We start from the raw sequence: 21,485 nt of genomic DNA, 5'->3' as shown, positions 1-21,485 counted from the left end.
CTGTCCTGAGCCTGTCCTGAGCCTGTCCTGAGCGGTGTCGAAGGGCGGTGTCGAAGGGCGCAGTCGAAGTAAGTCGAAGTAAGTCGAAGTAAGTCGAAGTAGTCGAAACACGACACAGAATTTAAACTCAAACAAAATTTGGAGTAATCCAACTAGGGAAGGGCATTCCCTAAGTTAACGCTTGGGGAGAGAACCACCCCGCTTGTTAGACACCGCAAGGGATCTAATCTAAGTGGACTCATTGAACCAAGAATCTCCGTGGCTTCAGGCAGGAGAGTGTCAATAATCTTAATATGTGTTCACAATCCCGCAAACCATTCATAACCCTGATCTTCCCAATAACCTTTAAAAGCTGATAACTGGCTAGTTAAAGTCACTCTTGTCACCCATTTACTTTGTTTATAACCTAATTTAATAGGAGAAGCTAAACGCAAAGGTGCGCCATTTTCAATAGGCAACTTTTCCCCATTTTTTTGATATGCTAACAAAGTTTGGGGATGGGTGACAGAAGGTAAATCCCAACTTTCATAATAACCATCTGCTGATTTAAAATAAGCATAATTCACATTTTCTTGGGGTTGAGCTAAAGCGATTAAATCACGTAAACGAATACCTCCCCATTGTACAATTGCTGCCCAACCTTCAACACATACATGACGAATAATCATAGAAGTTAATGGTAAAGCTTGAATTTCTGCCATACTTAAACTCAGGGGATTATTTACTTCACCATCAATAATTAACCGGAATTTATCAACATCAATAATTGGTGTACCACGAAAACTATTAATGATTAAAGCTGCTGGTTGAATTTCACTAGCAGTAAATTCTGGTACAAGTTTTTGAGGTTGAAATATCAATTCTTCAACTTTTTGATTTAAGGGTTCTGAAAGTTTACCTACCAAGTCTTCTAATGCTGGTGTACCACAACCACTAAGTAAACCACCTATGCTGGAAATTCCAGATATTTGTAAAAACTTACGGCGGTTAAATCGAGGTTTCACTATATGAATTAGGTGTTTTTTATGAGTATGATTCATGATTTAATAACTTCCCCTAATTAAAAAACTATCTGTGTTCATCGGGAGTATCCCAAATGTGTAAATTTATGTTGAACTAACGAAATAAAACGCTCCAAGGTTCTGATATGATTGAACCGCAAAGGGCGCAAAGGACACAAAGGTAAGAGATTTTAAGAGATTTTTTAATGTTGCTGGGGTTATTTTTTCAAAATCAAAATTGGGATGCTCCCGTGTTTATCTGCGTTTATCTGCGTTAAATTATTAATTCCAAAATTACCAAAACATCGATTCTATTAGTTTATCTCCTCCCGCTTTCTGTCCTAATCGCCAATGAATAATTACAAATATTACCACCAATGGCACAGAAGCAAAATGTACGATTCTTAATGCTTGCCAATCTCCAAACATATCAACTATCCAGGGAAATTGAGCAGGTTTGTACATTCCGATTCCTGTTAATATTGCTAACAACAATACAGGAATAATAGATGTGTAAATAATCCGATGCCAAGCATAAGTTAAACGCTTAATATTTTGCGTTTTTTGTAATGCTTTGATGTCATTACTGCCGACAAATCTATGTTGCCAACGTCGGGTAATTAAAATGTAAATTCCATAAAATAAAAGATTGAGTGAAAAAAGCCACATAGCTGCAAAATGCCAGTGTCTACCTCCTGCTAACCAAGCACCTAAAGTAAAAATGGGGGGAATATGTAAACCTGCACGGCCACCAAAAACGGGGTTAGCGTTGTAAATTTGTAATCCACTGGTAATCATTAAAAATAAACTAATGATATTAATAGAGTGGAAGATTTTAGCGGCTAGTGCTTGGGTGGGTAATTTTGGGTTTTTCACTTGATAATTCATACCAATATTCTGACTCCTGACTCAAGAGGGCAACCACAGGGGGTTGCCCCTACTGAATCCTGAATTATTAAATTAATTCCTGTACTCTTAACCATTCTTCGGAAGTGACTTTAAAATTAGTGGAATTAGGAGCGCGAATTACCAGCAAACTTTTAAGAATAGGATCTTGTTGTAAACTGGTTTTTAATAAAGGGCGTTCTATGAGTTTATTTGTAAAGCGAATTATTGCTTGTTGCTTACCCAAAGCAAGGGTAGAATCAGACCAATATTTTTTATCTGGTATTTCGGTGATAAATTTGGCAGATTCAGTTATTTCTGCTATGGCATAAATTCCCGCTTGTGTGCCAGATACCCAAATGATCACACCATCACCGATAGCGATATCTTTAGCGTAGCGAGTCACTAACCAGGGCATTTGCTCAAAGCCTTGAATAGCTTCTACAACTTTGTAATATTTGGGGTTGCCTTGAAATAGCCAGTAATTCATGTACTTTTATCTATGGTTATCACTCTTTATAGCAGCAGGCAAGAGGCAAAAGGCAAAAGGCAATAGTGAAATCCTTAGTGAAATCCTTGTTATTTCTAGGTTTCCATCATTGATAGTGTTCTAATTACCCTGGCTACAGCTATATCAATCAATGTAAATTTTATCGCCATTGATATCATCTTCAGCTAATTACTGAAAAGAATTTTTTTCCTTCCCCTGTTCCCTGTTCCCTATTCCCTGTCCTAACAGATATACTCATTAATCAAACTTAGTCAAACGGAAATGATTACAACTGAAACGCAGCAGTCAAAGCCACCGCCAAAGCATCTGCTGCATCATCAGGCTTAGGCATTTCCTCTAAATCTAACTCCCGCATCACCGCTTCCTGGACTTCTTCCTTATCTGCTTTACCATAATTTGTTAACGCTTGCTTAATTTGCGGAGGGGCAAACTCTACATAAGGAAGTTTGCGCTGCCCCAAAACCAACATTAATACACCCCTAGCCTGTGCCACTAAAATAGTGTTGGCCATACGATAGAAGAATAATTTTTCAATTGCCACTAAATCCGGTTGTAAATCGTCCATTAGGGTGTTTAAATCATCAAATAAAGTAGCTAGTCGCTGACTCATTTCCATATCTGAAGACGTGCGAATTACACCAAAATCTAGCATCTTTACAGAAAAGTCTTGTACTTTACCTTGAGTTTGCTGTAACGTAATTGCACCAAATCCCACAATAGCTAAACCTGGATCTAATCCTAAAATTCGTTTTTCCATAAAATTTTGGCTAATTTTCTCTAAATTTCCATCAAATTAACTATGATTCTCGATTTCTAACACCCGACTCCTACTATACTTAATCTGCACTTTCCGGTTAGCGATCGCCAATCATGAAGAAATAAGCACTTTCAGGAGGCAGAAGTCAGGAGTCAGGAGTCAGGAGTCAGGAGTCAGGAGTCAGGAGTCAGGAGTCAGGAGGCAGAAGGCAGAAGGCAGAAGGCAGAAGGCAGGAGGTAAATATTTTTCCCCAGTCACCAGTCCCCAGTCACCAGTCCCCAGTCCCTGTTAGTGTACATTTGCTTTTAAATATTGTTTCTACCACAGTTCCCTATTAGGTATGTCAATCGGTTTTCTTAAACAAGCCCTCAACGCCATACAACTTCAGTCACACAGCCGCACTTCCCACCGCGTTAACCAGTGGTTTAAGTGGTTATCCCCTGGAATATCAGTAAAACGCTGGTTTCTAGTCAGTGTAGGAGGTTTCTTATTGGCAAGTTTGGGGTTAGCTATTTGGATTAAGCTAACCCCAATTTTTTGGACATTGGAATTTCTTAAAGGTTTGTTGGGTTTCCTCACCAACATCTTACCCAACTATGTCAGCGGACCTTTGGTGTTGCTGCTGGGTGTGCTGTTGTTATTGTGGGGACAATCCCGTACTGTAGGTTCAATTACAGAGGTTTTAAGACCTCAAGGTGATGAAGAAGAACTGATAGATGTTCTATTGGCACATCGTCGTTTATACCGGGGTCCAAAAATTGTAGTTATTGGTGGCGGTACTGGACTTTCTACTTTACTCCGGGGCTTAAAAACCTATAGTGCTAATATTACTGCTATTGTCACAGTCGCTGATGATGGTGGTTCTTCTGGCAGGTTGCGGCAGGAATTTGGCGTTTTACCTCCTGGGGATATTCGCAATTGTTTAGCTGCATTAGCAGATGAAGAAAAGTTATTAACTGAATTATTCCAATATCGTTTTCGCGCTGGGGATGGTTTAACAGGTCACAGTTTTGGTAACTTGTTTTTAACTGCCATGACTGATATTACTGGGGACTTAGAAAGGGCTGTTGCTGCTAGTTCCAAGGTGTTAGCTGTGAGGGGACAAGTTTTACCAGCAACTCTTAGTGATGTACGTCTGTGGGCAGAAATGGCAGATGGGCGCAGAATTGAAGGTGAGTCTAGTATTCCCAAAGCCGGCGGAAAAATCATTAAAATTGGCTGTATTCCCGAAAATCCTCCCGCTTTACCCGCAGCAATTAAGGCAATTAAAGATGCTGATTACATTATTATTGGTCCTGGTAGTTTGTATACTAGCTTAATTCCCAATTTATTAGTACCAGAAATAGCCGATGCGATCGCGGCTATAAAAATTCCCCGCATTTATATTTGCAATATTATGACCCAACCGGGAGAAACAGAGGGCTATACCGTTGCTGAACATATCCAAGCCATTGATAAAGCTGCTGGTGACAGAAAACTTTTTGATGCTGTACTCGTACATCGCAAAACCCCATCAGCCCAAGCATTAATCCGTTACGCCCAACAAAATTCCCATCCCGTTTTCCTAGACAGAGAAGCAGTTACTCAGTTAGGACGGCGCTTAGTCCCCGCTAACGTTTTACACGAAGATGAAACTGGTTTTGTCCGCCACGATCCCCGAAAACTAGCTAAGGTGTTATTGAAATGGTACAGTGGAGCGCAACATGGGAAGTAATGGGGACTGGGGACTGGGTACTGGGTAATCAATTTTATTTTTCCCCATTACCAATTACCAATTACCAATTACCAATTACCAATGACTACAATCTTTCTTCCTGATACAAAAGCCACACAGCAACTAGGTATTAATTTGGGGAAAAACCTAACTGCTGGTAGTGTGATTTTATTAGAAGGTGACTTGGGTGCGGGTAAAACTACCTTAGTTCAAGGTATTGGTCAGGGTTTAGGTATCACTGAATCTATTGTTAGTCCTACTTTTACCCTGATTAATGAATACACAGAAGGACGCATCCCTCTTTATCACTTAGATTTGTATCGTTTAGAACCTCAAGAGGTGACAGGCTTAAATTTAGAAAGCTATTGGGAAGGTATAGAAGTAACACCTGGTATTGTGGCTATTGAATGGGCGGAAAGAATGCCATATCTACCAGATAGTTATTTAAAGGTATGTTTAACTCATGGTGACAATGGTACTCGTCAAGCGGAGATTACTGAGGTTGACCGTGATTTTGAGAACCTATTGGTACACCGTCTTCTTTAATTGTTATCAATATCTGATTATATCATTCTCAAGATTATTGAGAATAAACCTTCTCCATTCTCAATAAACAAGCAGCAAAACTTTTTCCCCTTTCTCATAAATAAACTAAAGCTCTTATCAACTTTCTGCGACTCTGCGACTCTGCGTGAGCCTAAACAAAAATTCCTCCCCTTCCACCCTTTCCCCAAAAAGTAAAAACTCTGTAGACTAAAATTAATAAACTTTATATTTCTTATTAAAGCTGGTGCAAGAGGACTTTCGGTTAATTGTTGATTTGGTTTCGGTGTTCGCTGTCGCTGCTTGTGGTGGACTACTGGCCGCATTGTTAAAACAACCCGTTTTGCTGGGATATCTCATCGGGGGGATGATAGTTGGACCAGCAGGACTGGGATTAATTAAAGAAGTTGTCCAAGTTGAAACCTTGGCGCAATTTGGTGTAGCTTTTTTACTCTTTGCTTTAGGAGTTGAATTTTCCCTAGCAGAACTGAAAAAGGTTAAAGCTATAGCTTTGGGCGGTGGAGGATTACAAATTCTTCTCACTATTCTTATCACTGTATTAGTTTGTGGTGTTACAGGTACTTGGGGAACATTACCAGCTAAAGGTGTATTTTTAGGATCAATTCTCTCCCTGTCTTCTACTGCGGTAGTTCTCAAATGTTTGATGGAACGCAACGAGACAGAAACCCCCCACGGCCAGGTCATGCTGGGTATTCTCGTTGTTCAGGACTTAGCATTGGGATTGATGCTGGCTGTATTACCCGCACTCCATGAACCAGGGGAAGCGATTGGTTTAGCAGTCTTTACAGCTTTGGTACGCATTGGTTTATTTGCTGCGGGTGCGGTGGTTGCTGGTATTTGGTTAATTCCGCCGTTGTTGCGATTATTAGCCCGCACAGAAAGCAGAGAATTATTTTTGCTGGGTGTTGTCACGTTATGTTTATGTATTGCCCTGCTAACTGAATATTTGGGTCTTTCTATTGAAATGGGGGCGTTTGTAGCGGGTTTGATGATTTCTGAAGTGGAATACGCTGATGAAACTTTAACCATTGTTGAACCGTTGCGGGATATCTTTGCGAGTTTGTTTTTTGCTGCGATCGGAATGTTGATTGATCCGGTGTTTTTGTGGCAAAACCTAGATGTGATATTGGGTTTGGTGGTTTTGGTGTTTTTGGGTAAGTTCCTGATCATCACACCTTTGGTTAAATTATTCCGCTATCCGTTAAAAACAGCTTTAATTGCAGGGTTGGGTTTAGCGCAAATTGGGGAATTTTCCTTTGTTTTAGCTAGTGAAGGTCAGGCTTTGGGGTTGGTTTCCCGGAGAATATATTTATTAACTTTGGGAACGACTGCGGTTACTTTAATGTTGACTCCCTTTGTGTTGCGTTTAGTACCATTGTTATTTAATTTTGCGGAGTCCATGCCTTGGTTAAAACCTTATTTGGTGGAAGAACAAGCGCGAGATTTTGCGGAAGACTTACCCCGGAAAGATCATATAGTGGTTTGTGGTTATGGTCGCATTGGTAAAAATTTGGTACGGTTATTGCAGTTACATGATTTGCCTGTAGTCGTTATTGATCAGTCTGAAAGTAGGATTCAACAGTTACGGGAAGCGGGTATACCTTATGTATATGGTAATGCAGTGAGTTTTCATGTGTTGGAAACTGCTGGGGTAAATCATGCTCAAGGGATGGCGATCGCTCTTCCTGATCCTGCTAGTATTCGTCTATGCTTGAAACGGGCTTTGGAGATATCCCCAGAATTAGATTTAGTGGTCCGTGCTACCCAAGATAAAAATATTGAAGTGCTTTATCAACTGGGTGCTAAGGAAGTTGTACAACCAGAATTTGAAGCGAGTCTGGAAATGGCCACCTATTTACTTACCGATGCGGGATTATTGCCAGAGGTGGTACAACGGAAAATGCAGGATATTCGTAAGGATCATTATTTAGATTTGCGTCCTGAACGTTCTGCTGCGGAAGTTTCCCAACATTTACAGCAAGTTACCCGTGATTTAAACCGACGTTGGTATGATTTACCTGATGAGTCACCTTTAATTGGGATGACTTTAGAAGAAGCGGATATGCGCTATCTGATCGGGGTGAGTTTAATGGCTATTCGTCGTGCTGATGGGACAGAAATTGATTATCCTAATGGTCAGGTGAGGTTAGAAACTGGCGATCGCCTATTAGTTGTAGGTGCAAGTAAAGAATTAGCAGCTTTGGCAGAATTTGCTAAGGGTAATGCAGCTGTTCCCGGAGAAACTAACGCTTGTCAGTGGGTGACAGTTCAAGCTAACTGTACTTTTTTGGGTAAAAATTTGGCAGATTTTACCTCTGATCAACAGTATGGAGTCAAAGTGCAAGCAATTCGGCGAGATGGCAAGTTTATCCGCTTTCCTCATGGCAACATCGAATTGAAAACAGGCGATCAAGTGCTGCTGTGCGGTAGCTTTTCCAGACTCAATCAGCTGCAACAATTTTGTACTGCTGCTTGTGAACTACCCTTAGCAATTCCCAGTGTTAAAAATGAAGAGGTAGAAACTATCACAGAGTTGCAATGAAGAGGTAGAAACTATCACAGAGTTGCAATGATCAAGTTGTTCGCCTAACCTTATGAATCGATCTTGGCAACTTCAACTCTAGCTTCTCTGGGAACTAAGTAGATAGGCGTTGAAATTTATCGTTGTCGCAAGGCAGGAGGCAGAAGGCAGGAGGGAAGAGGTTTTTAGGCATTTTAAATTTTGTTATATAACTTGTTTTTTTTGTGCCGACTTACTTAAATCTCTTTCTACAACTGCATCACTGCGAACTTTCATATAAGCGATCGCCATTTTCCAAACGCTTATTTGCTCGTTGTTAGCATCTACAATAGATACACAATTGATATCTTGCCAAAAAACCTTACCGACGATGACATCACCAGTCATCAGTTTAAATTCAACGGTGGCTTTTTGCTTGATCCAATTTTGTAATTGTCTAATGCTAAGTAGGGTAGTGTCAAATTCTGTTGCTGGCATTTTTTATGAGGGAATAGGGAATAGGTGACTGGGGACTGGTGACTGGGGACTGGTGACTGGGGACTGGTGACTGGGGACTGGTGACTGGGGACTGGTGACTGGGGACTGGGGACTGGTGACTGGGGACTGGGGACTAGTGACTGGGTAATTAATATTCATTCTTCCCAATTACCAATTACCAATTACCAATTACCAATTACCAATTACCAATTACCAATTACCAATTACCAATTACCAATTACCCATTACCCGTTACCAATTTTAAATGTTTAAATTAGTAGTAACTTATCTTTGATAATTCATCTAGGGGAAAATGGCAATAGAATTTACTAAGTATCATGGTTTAGGTAATGATTTCATTTTGATTGATAATCGTTCCTCGTTAACACCGGTCATTACACCAGAAAAAGCTGTCAAATTATGCGATCGCCATTTTGGTATCGGTGCTGATGGTGTTATTTTCGCACTTCCTGGGCAAAATGGCACTGATTACACCATGAGAATTTTTAACTCTGATGGTTCAGAACCGGAAATGTGCGGTAATGGTATTCGCTGTTTAGCGGTTTTCCTGACTGAGTTGGAAGGTGTATCCCGCACCAAAGACTTCTACACCATTCATACTTTAGCTGGTACAATTACACCTCAACTTACAGATGATGGACAAGTTAAAGTAGACATGGGTCAACCCCGATTATTAGCACAGGAAATTCCTACCACCCTTGCACCTACGGACAGTAAAGTAATTAATGTACCTTTAGAAGTTGCGGATCATACTTGGAATGTTACCTGTGTGAGTATGGGAAACCCTCACTGTATCACCTTTGTAAATGATGTAGCAGCTATTCCCTTAGAAAGCATTGGTCCCAAATTTGAACATCATTCCGTTTTCCCCCAAAGAACAAATACAGAATTTATTGAAATTGTCAACCGTAATTATTTAAAAATGCGGGTATGGGAAAGAGGCGCGGGAATTACCTTAGCTTGTGGTACTGGTGCTTGTGCGTCTTTGGTTGCAGGAGTATTAAATGATAAATGCGATCGCACAGCCATAATAGAACTACCAGGAGGAGAGTTAGAAATTGAATGGTCCGAAGTAGACAATAAAATATATATGACAGGACCAGCAGAAAGAGTATTTGCAGGTAAATTCTAATTAGTAGCGACTGTCTTGAATGTCAAGCGATCGGTTGGGTTGACGCAAGGAAACCCAACATTTTATTCAGATCCCCGACTTCTATTTTCATCGTTTCTAGAAATCAGGACTTACGCAAAAGGGAACGAAAGTAGGGGTAATTCATGAATTACCCCTACGCAAGAATAAGGCTTTCAGTCACATCTTGCGTAAGTCCTAGAAATGATTAATACATCTAAAAAGTTAGGGATATTACAAATATTTATGTACTCAGGAGACTGAGAAAATGAGTAATTTACAAACTCAAATACCTACAGATACATGGGTTTATACTTCTTGGAATGAGTATGAACAAATAACCACCAACTTACTTAATAAACCGGGAAAAAGTTACTATTATAAAGGATACATGAGGCTAGAAATGCCACCAGTTAGTTTTGATCATGGAAAAGATCATGTAATAATTATTTTTGCTGTCACTTTATTTGCCACTATTAAAGGAATTTTAGCTACAGGTTTAGATACCACAACTTTTCGTAAACAAGGTATTCAAGACTGTCAACCTGATGTAGCTTATTATCTCCAAGAACGCGCCCAAACTATCCCCACAGGTACAGGAATTGTTAATTTAGATCACTATCCAGCACCAGATTTAGTCATTGAAATTGCTAAAACATCTTTATTAGATGACTTAGGAACAAAGCGCAGTCTTTACGAAGAATTAGGTGTTAGTGAATATTGGGTAATAGATGTACAAAACGCCCAAGTGATAGCCTATAGTATGATTAACCAAGGTAGTCAACGCATTCAAGAATCACAGGTTTTACCTGGGTTAAAAATTGCAGTTTTAGAAACAGCTTTACGTCGTAGTCGTGAAAGCAGTCAATCTGAAGTTTGTGCTTGGTTACTTAGCCAATTTCAACTATAAGAATTGTAATTGAATCGGAATTAATAAAACTCAGATACTCGACTTATTAAACTAATTCATCGTTTATAACCAAAATGAAAAAAGAATTAGGGGATCTTGTATTGAAATATTTTGATGGGAATGAATGATTAAAGACTGTCCCTTTTGTAGTAAAATTTAGATTCGGAGACTCTATAATTGCATTCCCAGTCAGAGACTGGGAACGAGAAAAAACTGTTCCCTGTTCCTTGTTCCCTGTCTCCACGAAAAGACTTTTTCAGCAAACCCTACTTATTACTTCTGACTAAAAACACGATAGTACAACCATGTACTAAATTCTTTGATGGGGAATAGTAAATAAGTTAGTGGGTTGACTGTGACAATAATATTTCTAAAATCCCGTTTTGCTAAAAACAAAATTCCCTTAGCAACTTGATTTGCTGACATCACACCGAATGGATTAAGTTGACTTTTGAAGGGTCCTAAAATCAATTTTCTAATTACACAAACTCCATCCAAACGTTTGAGGGTAATGATATCACCTAACGCCCTTTTGCTGATTTCATATAAAGGACTTAAAGCTGGTGAAACTTCTGCTTCTGATGTATTAACCCAAATTTCTTTAGTCGCTTTAGCATCAGGTCCGGTGACAGTTACAGAAAATATATCTATTAACCGCAAAGCGGAAAAAGTGTTAACTTGATAAGAATTGTGAATTGCTGTGGATGTGCGATCGCCATAAACATTCACTCCATGATTGATAATTAAAATATCAACTTTTTGCAAGTTGGCTTTTAATTCTTCTTCATTTCCCAATTCCCAAAACATCACTTTTAAACCAGTTTGTTCCTCTATTTTATCTGGGTTAGTTGTTAAAGCAATAACTTTGGCTTTATGCTTGATTAATTCTGCGGTTAATGCTTTTCCTAAAGCACCAGAAGCACCAGTTAAAGCAACGGTTTTACCTTTTAAAGAAAGTCCTGTTCCTAATATTTTATCCACCAGAGAAAATACACCACTATAATAAGCATTTACATCATCAAAATGATGTCGCCAATGATATGTTCTATTCACAAACCACACAGAAGGAGTTGCTGCTAACGGTCCTGGTAAATGATTGTAATCTGTGTCTATTGTACCTTGGAAATATCGCAAAGATGCACCATATAAAAAAGTTCCACCATAAGCAACACCCAACCATAAACCCCATTGTCTGAAAACTAAAGCAACTGTGATTAATAAAACTAGCAGTATAATTGACTCAACTATGTCGTGATACAACTGGGAATCTAAGTAAGCTTGTTGAGAAACTAATGTTAAATCTCGACGGTAAGCTGCATGATGTTTATTATGCCATTTTGCCAGCCAAGTAACTTGATGACACAAAGCATGATAACTATCTCTAATTATTTCCGCAAGTAAGAGGGAGAAAACACCCCAAAGAGCGAACTTGACGCAGTTATTTACTAAAACCCAATCAATTGTTAAACTTTGAGCCAAAATCATCATATTTTTGCTAACACTATTTTCTCTTAATTATTCTTCATATTCGATAATTAGTGTAGTAGCAATGGGTAACATTTTTCTCTGTTCCTGAAATTTTGGTAGTTTTAAGTATAACAAGTGACAGGTGACAGTGCTAAAAGCTTTTCAGGTTTACACTCTGTGCATTTGTGTTCATTGTGTGTATTTTAGCTTTGAAGGCTGATAGCTGACGGCTTAATGCTTACATCAAACTTAATAACTTTGCCAAGCTTTCCAAAATATATAAATAGATAAAATAGCCAACAAACTTCTAAAAGCTAAACTCACTACTTTATCTGGTAATTTTGGTAAAAACCGGGTACTAAATTGTACTCCTAATAAACCACCAAATCCTAAAATTGCGCCAGTTAACCACAAAACATTACCTGAATAAGCATGGCCAGCAGTTGCAGAAATAGCGGTAATGACTATGACTCCTAAACTCGTTTGAATAGCTTTTTTAATATTTTCATTGAGTAAGACAATTTGCAGAGGAACCATAATTATCCCCCCACCAACTCCAAATAAACCTGCTAATAAACCGCCAGTACCACCTGTGATAATTCTATGCCAAAACTCTTGAATTTTATGAACATTAGTTTCGTTATTTTCGTTATTTTCTTCTACAACTTCCTGAGCTTGGTTTCCTTCTTCTTCTATTTTTTTTCTAGCAACTATTTTTTTTCTCAGATCAACTAAATAAATATTGGAAATTAATAATAATCCAAAGGTAAATAATAACAAATATTCAGGAAATAAATTAGCTAATAAAACACCGATTTGAGCAGTTATTAAGGCTGGTAAAGCCATACTTAAAACATTGTTGATATCCAGATAACCCATGCGCCAATTCTGAATACTTCCAGCAGATGCGGTAATGACAATTGATAAACTACTGGTAGCTACTGCTTGGATAGATTCGTTTCCTAAGCTAATTAATAAAGGTACTAAAACTGTACCTCCACCAATTCCCAAAAAACCTGCTAAAATCCCAGCTACAATTCCTGCAAATGCTAAAATTAATAATTCAATCGGTGTCATTTTAGATATTAGATATTAGATATTAGTCATTATTTAGTAGTTATTAGTTATTTTTACCCAATCACCAGTCACCAGTCACCAATCACCAATCACCTTTTCTCAATATTATACAGCTAAACCCGGATTTCTCACAAGAGAAAAAAATAATTGATAAAAAGCTAGAGCAAGTGGCATTGTAAGCATTCAGCAGTCAGCAATAAAGAATAAAACCATCAATTGTCCATTGATAAATTGCTCTCATTAACACTGGTGTAATTTGACAAAACGGGAGCATACTTATTACAGCAGTTTTCATGTATTTGTACCACATCCTTCTTGTTATCTTCCTTTGCGCCTTTGCGTCTTTGCGTGAGATTAAAAAATGTGGTTCATTTACCTGAAAATCGCTGTAATTCAGTCTTTGTCTAGAAAATAGCTGATTACTGATTACTGAATACTTACGTGGAATTTAATAGCTTTCCACCAATACCCTGGGATAGATTTTGTTTAAAAATTTCTGAATATCATCAATAAAAGGTTTGAAAACCTAATGATCCAAGAAATATTTTTGATGAAATTGCCGATTTTATGACTAAATATTGTCGTGATCAAGCTAGAGATGAACTTTGGTTAATGATGGGAGCAGGAGCAACAGCAGGAGTTGCGGGAGGAATTTCTCCTCTTGGTGCGATCGCCTTTCAAACCAGTTTAGCTGGTGTACAGGGTGTTGTAGTTACTAGAATTGCTCAAATTTATGATGTGAATTTGATACCTGCTAGTGGTGCTGGAGCAATGGCCGCAGCAATTATAGGCATGGGTGGGGGACAATTTCTGTTTAATATGGGCAGTATTATAGCAGGGTTGATTCCTGGTATTGGATCAGTGGTTCAACCCGCAATGGGAGCGGCCGCAGTTAAAGCATTAGGTGAAGTTGCTATTACCTATTTTGAAAATAAGTATCCTCAAAAAATCTACAACTCAAAAACAAAAACATTGTAATATCATGTCCTGTTGAATACTTATCATATCTGTTGGGGCTGGTAATTGGTAATGGGTAATTGGTAATTGGGAAAAGGCAATTATTAACCAAAAACCAACAACTTATATCGTCAGTAATTACCCGGACTTGATATAAATTGTTTCACCCTAAACTTTCACCCATTTCAAAACATTGGGGTCTTTATTATAGCTGTAGGTAGAACCATCTTGAGTTGTAATAGTTTGACCTTTACTAGCTTTAGTTCTCACAGTCCCCAGTGAATAATCTATTAATTTCTGCATTTCTTGATGAGAAAGTCCGGTAATAAGACTTGCTTGGTTTACTTGGTTTGCTATTTCTGGTGTTGCTATTTTTGGTTGATTTGGAGATTTATTATTGGCAAAATTATCTATTGTAATTTCATCTTTTTCATCAGGAATGATGGCAGATGATTGTAATTTCTGACGTTGATAATCATGCACAGTTAAAAGTTGCCAACTAGAATCTTGAGAAAGTTCTAAAACCCATTGATGATAATCAAATAAGCTTTCCCGATGTCCGACACTGATAAATGTTGTTTTTGTTGCTTGCAATTGTTGATATAAAGTACCTTCATTATTTAAGTCTAAAGCACTGGTAGCTTCATCTAAGATAGTGAAAGCAGGTTGAGTAACTAACAATCTGGCAAATGCTAAACGTTGTTGTTCTCCTAAAGATAATATATTTTCCCAGGGAACTTCAGTATCAAAACCATCTACTCGACTTAATAAACTATCCAGATTAACTTGTTTTAAAACTTCTTTGAGTGCGCGATCGCTGACTATTCGTTCTGTATACGGATAAAGCAACTGTTCTCGCAAAGTTCCTAAAATAATGTAAGGACGTTGAGGTAAAAACAACACTTCTTCTAAAGGAGGCCTCACTAAACGACCTGTTCCTGCATTCCACAAACCAGCGATCGCCCTCAATAAAGAACTTTTACCTCTACCACTTGGACCAACAATTAATAAACCTTCTCCCGGTTGTACAGAAAGTGATAAATCTTCCACAATTACTCTCTCATAATTGGGAGTTTGTAAAGTTACATTCTCAAAGGTGATATGATTATCTTCTACTGTTTTGATGGTACTCGCATTTTCTGGTTGTTTAGCGACTTGTTCCAAAGCAGAAGAAAACTCAGACAACCGTTCCACATAAACAGAAAACCTACCTGAACTGCCAAATTCATTGATTAATTCTGCTAGAGCATTAGCAAAAAGATATGCCGATAAAGAAGCTTGGCTAATTTCTCCAAAATCTAGCCGATTTGTAATATATAAAGGTCCGAGTATTAGAAATGGAAATACCTCGATTACAGCTTGATATCCTCTATTAAAAAAGTCTTGATTTCTTTCCCAGCCAATCCTCCGTTTAGAAATCTTGATTAACTGCTGAAATCTTTTTCCAATGATATTTGACTCTTGTTTTTCTCCCCGGAAAAAAGCTATTGATTCAGCATGAACTCTAACATGAGTTAAACAATAGTTATAATCAGCCTTAGATTGAAGTTCCTCTTGATTAATTTTATTTATTTGTTGAGTCAAGTAGACAGCAACTATATTACCCAAAAGAGTATAAATTACTAAAATAATTGCAACTTGCTTTGAAATTGACCAAATAATTATAATATAAGCTATGATTTCCAGTATTTTTTCTAGTAAGGTAGTTGAAAAAGTCAAAGCATTACTTATAACAGGTTCAATTTCTTGAGAGAGGCGTTGATCAGGATTATCAATATCAGATTTAAAATTGATTTTATAGTATGCTCTTTCATGTAAATATTTTGCCAGAATGTGATCATTTAGCCATTGATACCACTCTAGTACCATTTGCTTTCTTACAAACTTAGAAAACCCTACCAATGCTGTTACAAATGCTAGGGTTATAGCATAAGTCAATACAACATTAAAAAACTGAGAAACATCTTTTCCTGTAATAGTAATATCAACTATGTAGCGATAAAGAAAATTACTAACTACATTTAAACTAACAAGTCCAATTATAAGTATTATTAAGAGAATAAGCATTCCCCATGAACGAATCACGTCTGAAAATGCTCTTCCCCCTGATGTACTTGGATACCAGTAAGGTTCGGTAATAGATTGGAAATTTTTCCAAAATTGAGTAAAAGCTGAATAATTATTGCTTAAAGGTTGATCGCGGGAAATTTGAGCTTGCATATTTTAACAATATTGTAATTTTGAGTTGACGTATAAGCAGCAATTTAATATTTCTTGGTTAAAGGTGAAAGGGGAAAGGGTAAGAAAAAACCTTCACCCTGATCCCCTGTGTACCTTCATCCATTAATTTGAGGTTATCAGACTCATGACATTGTACGGTTAGTTAGTCTTATGACCAAATGCCATTTGCTCTGTTACTAACTGGTCATTGATAAAACCGCTACTTATGAAGTAGGAAATATAAGTCCTCAATAAATTTTGGTCTAATATAGGATACATAATATCAGTATTCCCTAGACCATTGATAGTATTTTGATAGTCAATCTCTGGTTCGCGACTATTCTCTAGCGCCATTTTGGGAATAATATGAGACAAAACTCTTAAATTACCAGGATCAGACATTTGACTCTCCAGTGAAATCTCTGAATGCCATTGCTCTACAGGAATCATCTGTACAGGGTATCCTAAAGAGCGAATCAAGTGAAATAAATCCTTGATTGTAGTAGATTCAGGATTAACTAGGTGAAATGCCTTTCCTAAAGATTCCTTTTGTCCTGACAGATTAACAATTATCTTACTCACATAGTCCACAGGAGTCAAATTATCCTCCATCTGCACATCAGGAAATATTCTTGTTTCTAAACAACCCTTGACTAACCTGCAAAATAAATCATCTGTATTACTAATACCTGTTTTGGTACTTCCTGTAATCCTTGATGCTCGATAAATAGCTACAGGTAGACCTAAATCACGAGCTTGCATCACTAATTTCTCTGCTACCCACTTACTTTGAACATAGCCATTTTCTAACACTTGATATTGATCAAGAAGATCCGATTCTAAAATTAATCCTGCTTCATTAGGAGTAGCTGCTGATAAAACAGATGTAGTTGAAATGTAATGTAAAGGTTTAACTTTGATTTCACTGGCTAACCGAATGATTTCTTGCGTTCCCAACACATTAGCAGGTTTTAAAACAGAGTAGGGATAAATAACATTAATCCAAGCACCACAATGATAGATAACATCTATCTGACTTGCTAACTGTTGAAATTCTGATGTGGAAAGACCTAAATATTTTTTCCCTAAATTTCCAACCACAGGAATAATACGTTTTCTGTCAACTTCTGACCAGAGTTTGTACAATTGAAGTTGATTTTCTAGCTTTTGTCGTGCCTCTTCAATATCTGTAGCACGAATCAAACAATAAATAATCGGTTCCTCAGTTTGTTGCAGGAGTTCATAAAGTAAATGACTACCCAGAAAACCCGTCACTCCCGTTAAAAAGATTCCTTGAGGTTTGTTGTTGTAATCTGTAGAGACGTTATATATAACGTCTTTACGGATTTGAATACTGGCATCTAAAACTGCTTCTGCTTTTAAATCTAGCTTAGAGGTAGTAATGGTATTCGTCTGGCTGGTGAGTAAACTATCAAAACCGGCTGCTAGTTCTGCGACTGTCGGGTTTTCAAACAAATAACGTAGGGGTAAATCTATTTGCAAGGTTTCTGTTAATAAAGACATCACTTGCATAGCGCGTAAAGAATTACCCCCCATGTCAAAAAAGTTGTTGTGAATGCCTAATTGTGTTGTTCCTAAAACACTGCTCCAAATATCTGCGATCAGTTTTTGTGTGGGAGTATTGGGTAACACAAAGTTGCTCAGGTTAATCTCTTGGGAGGGTGCAGGTAGGGCGCGACGGTCTATTTTACCATTAGTCGTGACTGGTAAACCCTCCATCATCACAAAAGCTGTGGGAATCATATAATTTGGCAGCTTTTGTTTCAAGAAGCTTTGTAATTCATTTTGGGTTAAGGATGGATTATCAGAGACAACATAAGCAACCAACTGTTTATGACCTGGTTGGTCTTCTCTTGCCATCACAACCTGACAAATCACATCAGGATGCTGAACTAAGAGACTTTCAATTTCTCCCAGTGCAACACGGAAACCTCGGATTTTCACTACATCATCAATGCGTCCAATAAATTCTATATTGCCATCGGGTAAATAGCGTGCTAAATCCCCTGTTTTATAAAGGTAATGGGATGGTTGGTGAGCGAAGTCGAACCATTTACCATCTTTAAACGGATTGAGAATAAATTTCTCGTGTGTCAATTCTGGACGGTTGAGATAACCCCGCGCTAAACGCTCACCACCAATGTACAATTCACCCTTAACTCCTATGGGAACTGGTTGTAAATTGGAATCCAGGATGTAAATTTCTGTATTATCTACAGGACGACCGATGAGGACTGTATTAGTTTTTTCTGGTTGGTAATTTCGCACATCATAGACTATCGCTGTCACCGAGGCTTCGGTCGGACCGTAGGCATTTAAACAAGTTATTCTATCCCCTACTAATTGCTGCCACATTGTCACTGTTTCTGGTAAAACAGTATCTCCACCTACAGTCAATAACCGTAAACTTTGGGGTACGGTGGAGTATGATTGAGATACTGCTACCATCCATTCATGCCAATAAGCGGAAGTCAGGGTTAAAACAGTTATTTGTTGTTGTTCTATAAACTGGGCAAAATTGGCAAAGGAAGAAAACATTTCTGTTGGTCTTAATACTACTGTTCCGCCTTTAAACCATGTGGGGAATATTTCTTCTAGTGCGACATCAAAGCCAAAAGCCGCAAATTGTAAAACACGGTCGCTACTCGTCAAACCAAATGCTTCACTAATGGCACTGCTATGATTTACCAAAGCTCCATGAGTTAACATCACACCTTTGGGATTGCCAGTAGAACCAGAAGTATACAATACACAAGCCAAGTTTTCCGCTACTACTTCACTGACCGGATTTTCTGGACTGTGAGAATTGAATACTTCCCATTCTTGATCTAAGACAATAACTTTCACCCCTTCCACTGGCAAGGAATTGAGTAAACTTTCTTGTGTGATCAGTACAGAAATTTGTGAATCTTGGGATATGTAAGTTAATCGTTGTTGGGGATAATCAACATCTAGGGGAACATAACCGCCTCCAGCTTTGAGGATGGCTAAAAGTGCCACAGTCATGGATAAGGAACGCTCTAAATAAATTCCCACCAAAACTTCTGCACCCACACCCAGAGATTGTAAATAATGGGCTAATTGATTAGCTTGGGTGTTTAACTGTTGATAAGTTAATTGTTGATCATCAAACACCACCGCTACAGCATCCGGTGTTAGTTCTACCTGCTGTGCAAATAATTGATGGAGACATTTACCTACAGGATAATCAGCTTGAGTATCATTCCACTCCATCAGTAACTTTTGTCGCTCAACTGCTGTTAATATGGGCAACTGGTCAATACGCTCTTGGGGATTATTTACTACTGCTTCTAGCAAAGTAATAAAATGACTTGTTATAGATTCAATGGTACTATGGTCAAATAAATCAGTATTGTATTCCCATAATCCTATCATTCCTTTAGTTGTATTCTGCATAAATAAGGTCATATCAAATGCAGAAGCTACACCTTTAAATGGTACTGAACTAACGGTTAATCCATTTAACTCCAACTCAGACTCAGGAGCATTTTGCAGGTTAAACATGACTTGGAATAGTGGACTATGGGATAAATCCCGTTCTGGTTGCAATGCTTCCACTAGCATTTCAAAGGGCAAGTGTTGATGAGCATAAGCACCCAAGGACATTTCCCGCACACGAGTTAACAACTCACTAAAACTGGGATTACCCTCTAGGTTAGTCCTCATCACCAAAGTATTGACAAAAAAGCCGATTAACCCTTCTATCTCAGCCCGATCTCGGTTAGCAATGGGTGAACCTACCAAAATATCTGATTGTCCTGTGTAGCGATAAAGCAGGGTATCATAAGCTGCTAACAAGGTCATAAATAGGGTACACCCTTCTTGCCGACTCAGTTCTGTCAGTTTTTGGCTTAATTCTGGTGGTAAGGCAAATTTGTAATGTTCCCCTACAAATGTCTGTACAGCAGGTCTGGGGCGGTCTGTGGGTAATGATAATAAGGTTGGTGCGTCTTTGAGTTGTTGTTCCCAGTATGTTAATTGATTTTGTAGTACATCCCCTTGCAACCATTGTCTTTGCCAAATTGCAAAATCAGCGTACTGAATTGGTAGGGGTGTTAAAGGTGAAGGTTGATTTTGACAATAAGCATGATATAGCTGTGTCAGTTCTTGGAAAAACACACCCATTGACCAACCATCGGAAACAATGTGGTGCATACACACTAACAATATTTGCTCTGTCTGGTTCACTAAGATTAACTGTACTCTAATTAACGCTTCTGTTTCTAACTCAAATCCTGTCATCTTTTGTTGTTGCGTTAATTGTTCTACAGCTATTTCTTGTTCTGTTTTGGGTAAGTGCTGTAAGTCAACAATTGATACTATTCCCTGTTCCTTGTTCCCTGTTTTCTGTTCTCTAATAACTTGAATTGGTTGTCCGTCAATGCTGGTGAAATTAGTACGTAAGGCTTCGTGGCGATGAATAATTGTTTGTAAGCTTTGCTCTAATGCTGTAATTTGCAATTTTCCTCGCAAATGTAAAGCTGTGGGTATGTTGTATACTACACTGTTAGTCTCAAATTGGTCTAAGAACCACAAACGCTGTTGGGCAAAAGACATTGGTAAGTCTGCATCTTTGGCTCTGGGTGACAGAGGTGGTGTTGACAGTTCTAAGTTGTCTTGTTGTAATTGGGTAATAATATGGGCTAGTTCTCTGACTGTGGGGGCGGCAAACAATTTATTTAATGGTAGTTCCACTTGGAATATGTTGCGGATACGTGAAACTATTTGTGTTGCTAGTAGGGAATGTCCTCCCAGTTCAAAGAAGTTGTCATTCACACCCACAGATTCTACTTTTAGCACTTGTAACCAGGTTTGTGTTAGCAGTTCTTCTATGGGAGTACGTGCAGCAACATATTTTTCTACTATTGTGCTGTCTAATTCTGGTTTTGGTAGGGCGCGACGGTCTATTTTGCCGTTGGGTGTCTGTGGCAGATTTTCCAATCTGACTAAGGCTGATGGTATCATGTACCCCGGCAGTTTATTCACCAGGAATTGACGAATGCTTGTAAGCTCTGGTGTTGTTTCTGTTTTCGCTACTATGTACCCAACTAAACGTTTTTCTGTGGGGTTGTCTTCACGGACGATGACGCATGATGTCTGGATTTGAGGATGTTGATTGAGTACCGCTTCGATTTCTCCTAACTCAATGCGGAATCCTCTGATTTTTACTTGGTTGTCTATGCGTCCTATGTATTCTATGTTCCCATCTGCTAGGTAACGCGCTAAGTCTCC

17 protein-coding genes are annotated in these 21,485 nt (G+C 38.4%); 7 read left to right on the top strand and 10 right to left on the bottom strand.

Annotated features, from left to right (window positions below; translation table 11 throughout):
- Nucleotides 1-299: 299 nt before the first annotated feature.
- The 4 genes from H6F47_RS20550 to ruvC form a co-directional block, all read right to left on the bottom strand.
- Nucleotides 300-1,040: a molybdopterin-dependent oxidoreductase gene (locus H6F47_RS20550; protein ID WP_190650741.1), complete on the bottom strand. Its 741-nt coding sequence runs from the start codon at nt 1,038-1,040 to the stop codon at nt 300-302.
- A gap of 255 nt (nt 1,041-1,295) precedes the next feature.
- Nucleotides 1,296-1,889, bottom strand: a complete 594-nt coding sequence (locus H6F47_RS20545; RefSeq protein WP_190650739.1) for a cytochrome b/b6 domain-containing protein — start codon at nt 1,887-1,889, stop codon at nt 1,296-1,298.
- 67 nt (nt 1,890-1,956) lie between these two features.
- Nucleotides 1,957-2,376: an EVE domain-containing protein gene (locus H6F47_RS20540; RefSeq protein WP_190650737.1), complete on the bottom strand. Its 420-nt coding sequence runs from the start codon at nt 2,374-2,376 to the stop codon at nt 1,957-1,959.
- Nucleotides 2,377-2,662: 286 nt separating this feature from the next.
- Nucleotides 2,663-3,154, bottom strand: a complete 492-nt coding sequence (gene ruvC / locus H6F47_RS20535; protein WP_096571797.1) for a crossover junction endodeoxyribonuclease RuvC — start codon at nt 3,152-3,154, stop codon at nt 2,663-2,665.
- A 340-nt stretch (nt 3,155-3,494) separates the two neighbouring features.
- Between ruvC and H6F47_RS20530 the strand changes: the two genes are divergently transcribed.
- From H6F47_RS20530 to H6F47_RS20520, 4 genes are all read left to right on the top strand, one after another.
- Nucleotides 3,495-4,868, top strand: a complete 1,374-nt coding sequence (locus tag H6F47_RS20530; protein ID WP_190348629.1) for a gluconeogenesis factor YvcK family protein — start codon at nt 3,495-3,497, stop codon at nt 4,866-4,868.
- Nucleotides 4,838-4,972 carry a hypothetical protein gene (locus H6F47_RS28625; protein WP_277877165.1) on the top strand — a complete coding sequence of 45 codons (135 nt, stop codon included), beginning with the start codon at nt 4,838-4,840 and terminating at the stop codon, nt 4,970-4,972. Before H6F47_RS20530 ends, H6F47_RS28625 begins: the two co-directional genes overlap by 31 nt.
- A complete protein-coding gene (gene tsaE / locus H6F47_RS20525) occupies nt 4,950-5,414 on the top strand; it encodes a tRNA (adenosine(37)-N6)-threonylcarbamoyltransferase complex ATPase subunit type 1 TsaE (protein ID WP_190348628.1) in 465 nt (154 codons plus the stop codon). The genes H6F47_RS28625 and tsaE overlap by 23 nt, the downstream gene beginning before the upstream one ends.
- A 244-nt stretch (nt 5,415-5,658) precedes the next feature.
- Nucleotides 5,659-7,974, top strand: coding sequence for a cation:proton antiporter (locus H6F47_RS20520; protein WP_190348627.1), 2,316 nt, complete (start codon nt 5,659-5,661; stop codon nt 7,972-7,974).
- Between the two features lie 183 nt (nt 7,975-8,157).
- Here H6F47_RS20520 and H6F47_RS20515 read toward each other — a convergent pair whose 3' ends face one another.
- Nucleotides 8,158-8,430: a hypothetical protein gene (locus H6F47_RS20515; RefSeq protein ID WP_190348626.1), complete on the bottom strand. Its 273-nt coding sequence runs from the start codon at nt 8,428-8,430 to the stop codon at nt 8,158-8,160.
- Nucleotides 8,431-8,433: 3 nt separating this feature from the next.
- Complete coding sequence (locus tag H6F47_RS20510) at nt 8,434-8,598, bottom strand: hypothetical protein (protein ID WP_190650735.1); 165 nt, start codon at nt 8,596-8,598, stop codon at nt 8,434-8,436.
- 145 nt (nt 8,599-8,743) lie between these two features.
- Here H6F47_RS20510 and dapF point away from each other — a divergent pair, with 145 nt between their 5' ends.
- Nucleotides 8,744-9,583, top strand: a complete 840-nt coding sequence (gene dapF / locus H6F47_RS20505) for a diaminopimelate epimerase (protein ID WP_137668543.1) — start codon at nt 8,744-8,746, stop codon at nt 9,581-9,583.
- Nucleotides 9,584-9,848: 265 nt separating this feature from the next.
- Nucleotides 9,849-10,490 carry a Uma2 family endonuclease gene (locus H6F47_RS20500; protein WP_137668542.1) on the top strand — a complete coding sequence of 214 codons (642 nt, stop codon included), beginning with the start codon at nt 9,849-9,851 and terminating at the stop codon, nt 10,488-10,490.
- A gap of 273 nt (nt 10,491-10,763) precedes the next feature.
- Here the strand turns inward: H6F47_RS20500 and H6F47_RS20495 are convergent, their stop codons facing one another.
- Both H6F47_RS20495 and H6F47_RS20490 read right to left on the bottom strand, forming a co-directional pair.
- Nucleotides 10,764-11,975 (bottom strand): bifunctional sterol desaturase/short chain dehydrogenase, encoded by a 1,212-nt coding sequence (locus H6F47_RS20495; RefSeq protein WP_190650743.1) that lies wholly within the window; start codon nt 11,973-11,975, stop codon nt 10,764-10,766.
- A gap of 231 nt (nt 11,976-12,206) precedes the next feature.
- Complete coding sequence (locus H6F47_RS20490) at nt 12,207-13,034, bottom strand: sulfite exporter TauE/SafE family protein (RefSeq protein WP_190348624.1); 828 nt, start codon at nt 13,032-13,034, stop codon at nt 12,207-12,209.
- 567 nt (nt 13,035-13,601) lie between these two features.
- On the opposite strand from H6F47_RS20490, the gene H6F47_RS20485 reads away from it, so the two are divergent.
- Nucleotides 13,602-14,012, top strand: coding sequence for a hypothetical protein (locus H6F47_RS20485; protein WP_096571788.1), 411 nt, complete (start codon nt 13,602-13,604; stop codon nt 14,010-14,012).
- A 147-nt stretch (nt 14,013-14,159) separates the two neighbouring features.
- Here H6F47_RS20485 and H6F47_RS20480 read toward each other — a convergent pair whose 3' ends face one another.
- Together H6F47_RS20480 and H6F47_RS20475 are read right to left on the bottom strand one after the other, a co-directional pair.
- On the bottom strand, nt 14,160-16,211 hold the full coding sequence (locus H6F47_RS20480) for an ATP-binding cassette domain-containing protein (protein ID WP_137668540.1): 2,052 nt from the start codon (nt 16,209-16,211) through the stop codon (nt 14,160-14,162).
- 159 nt (nt 16,212-16,370) lie between these two features.
- On the bottom strand, nt 16,371-21,485 hold a 5,115-nt coding region (locus H6F47_RS20475), incomplete at its 5' end, for a non-ribosomal peptide synthetase (RefSeq protein ID WP_190650734.1).

Origin of the sequence: Sphaerospermopsis sp. FACHB-1094 (assembly GCF_014696195.1) — a bacterium.
GTDB lineage: Bacteria > Cyanobacteriota > Cyanobacteriia > Cyanobacteriales > Nostocaceae > Sphaerospermopsis > Sphaerospermopsis kisseleviana.
Note: the sequence above shows the minus strand (reverse complement) of the source record. Positions and strands in the feature narration are given on the sequence as shown.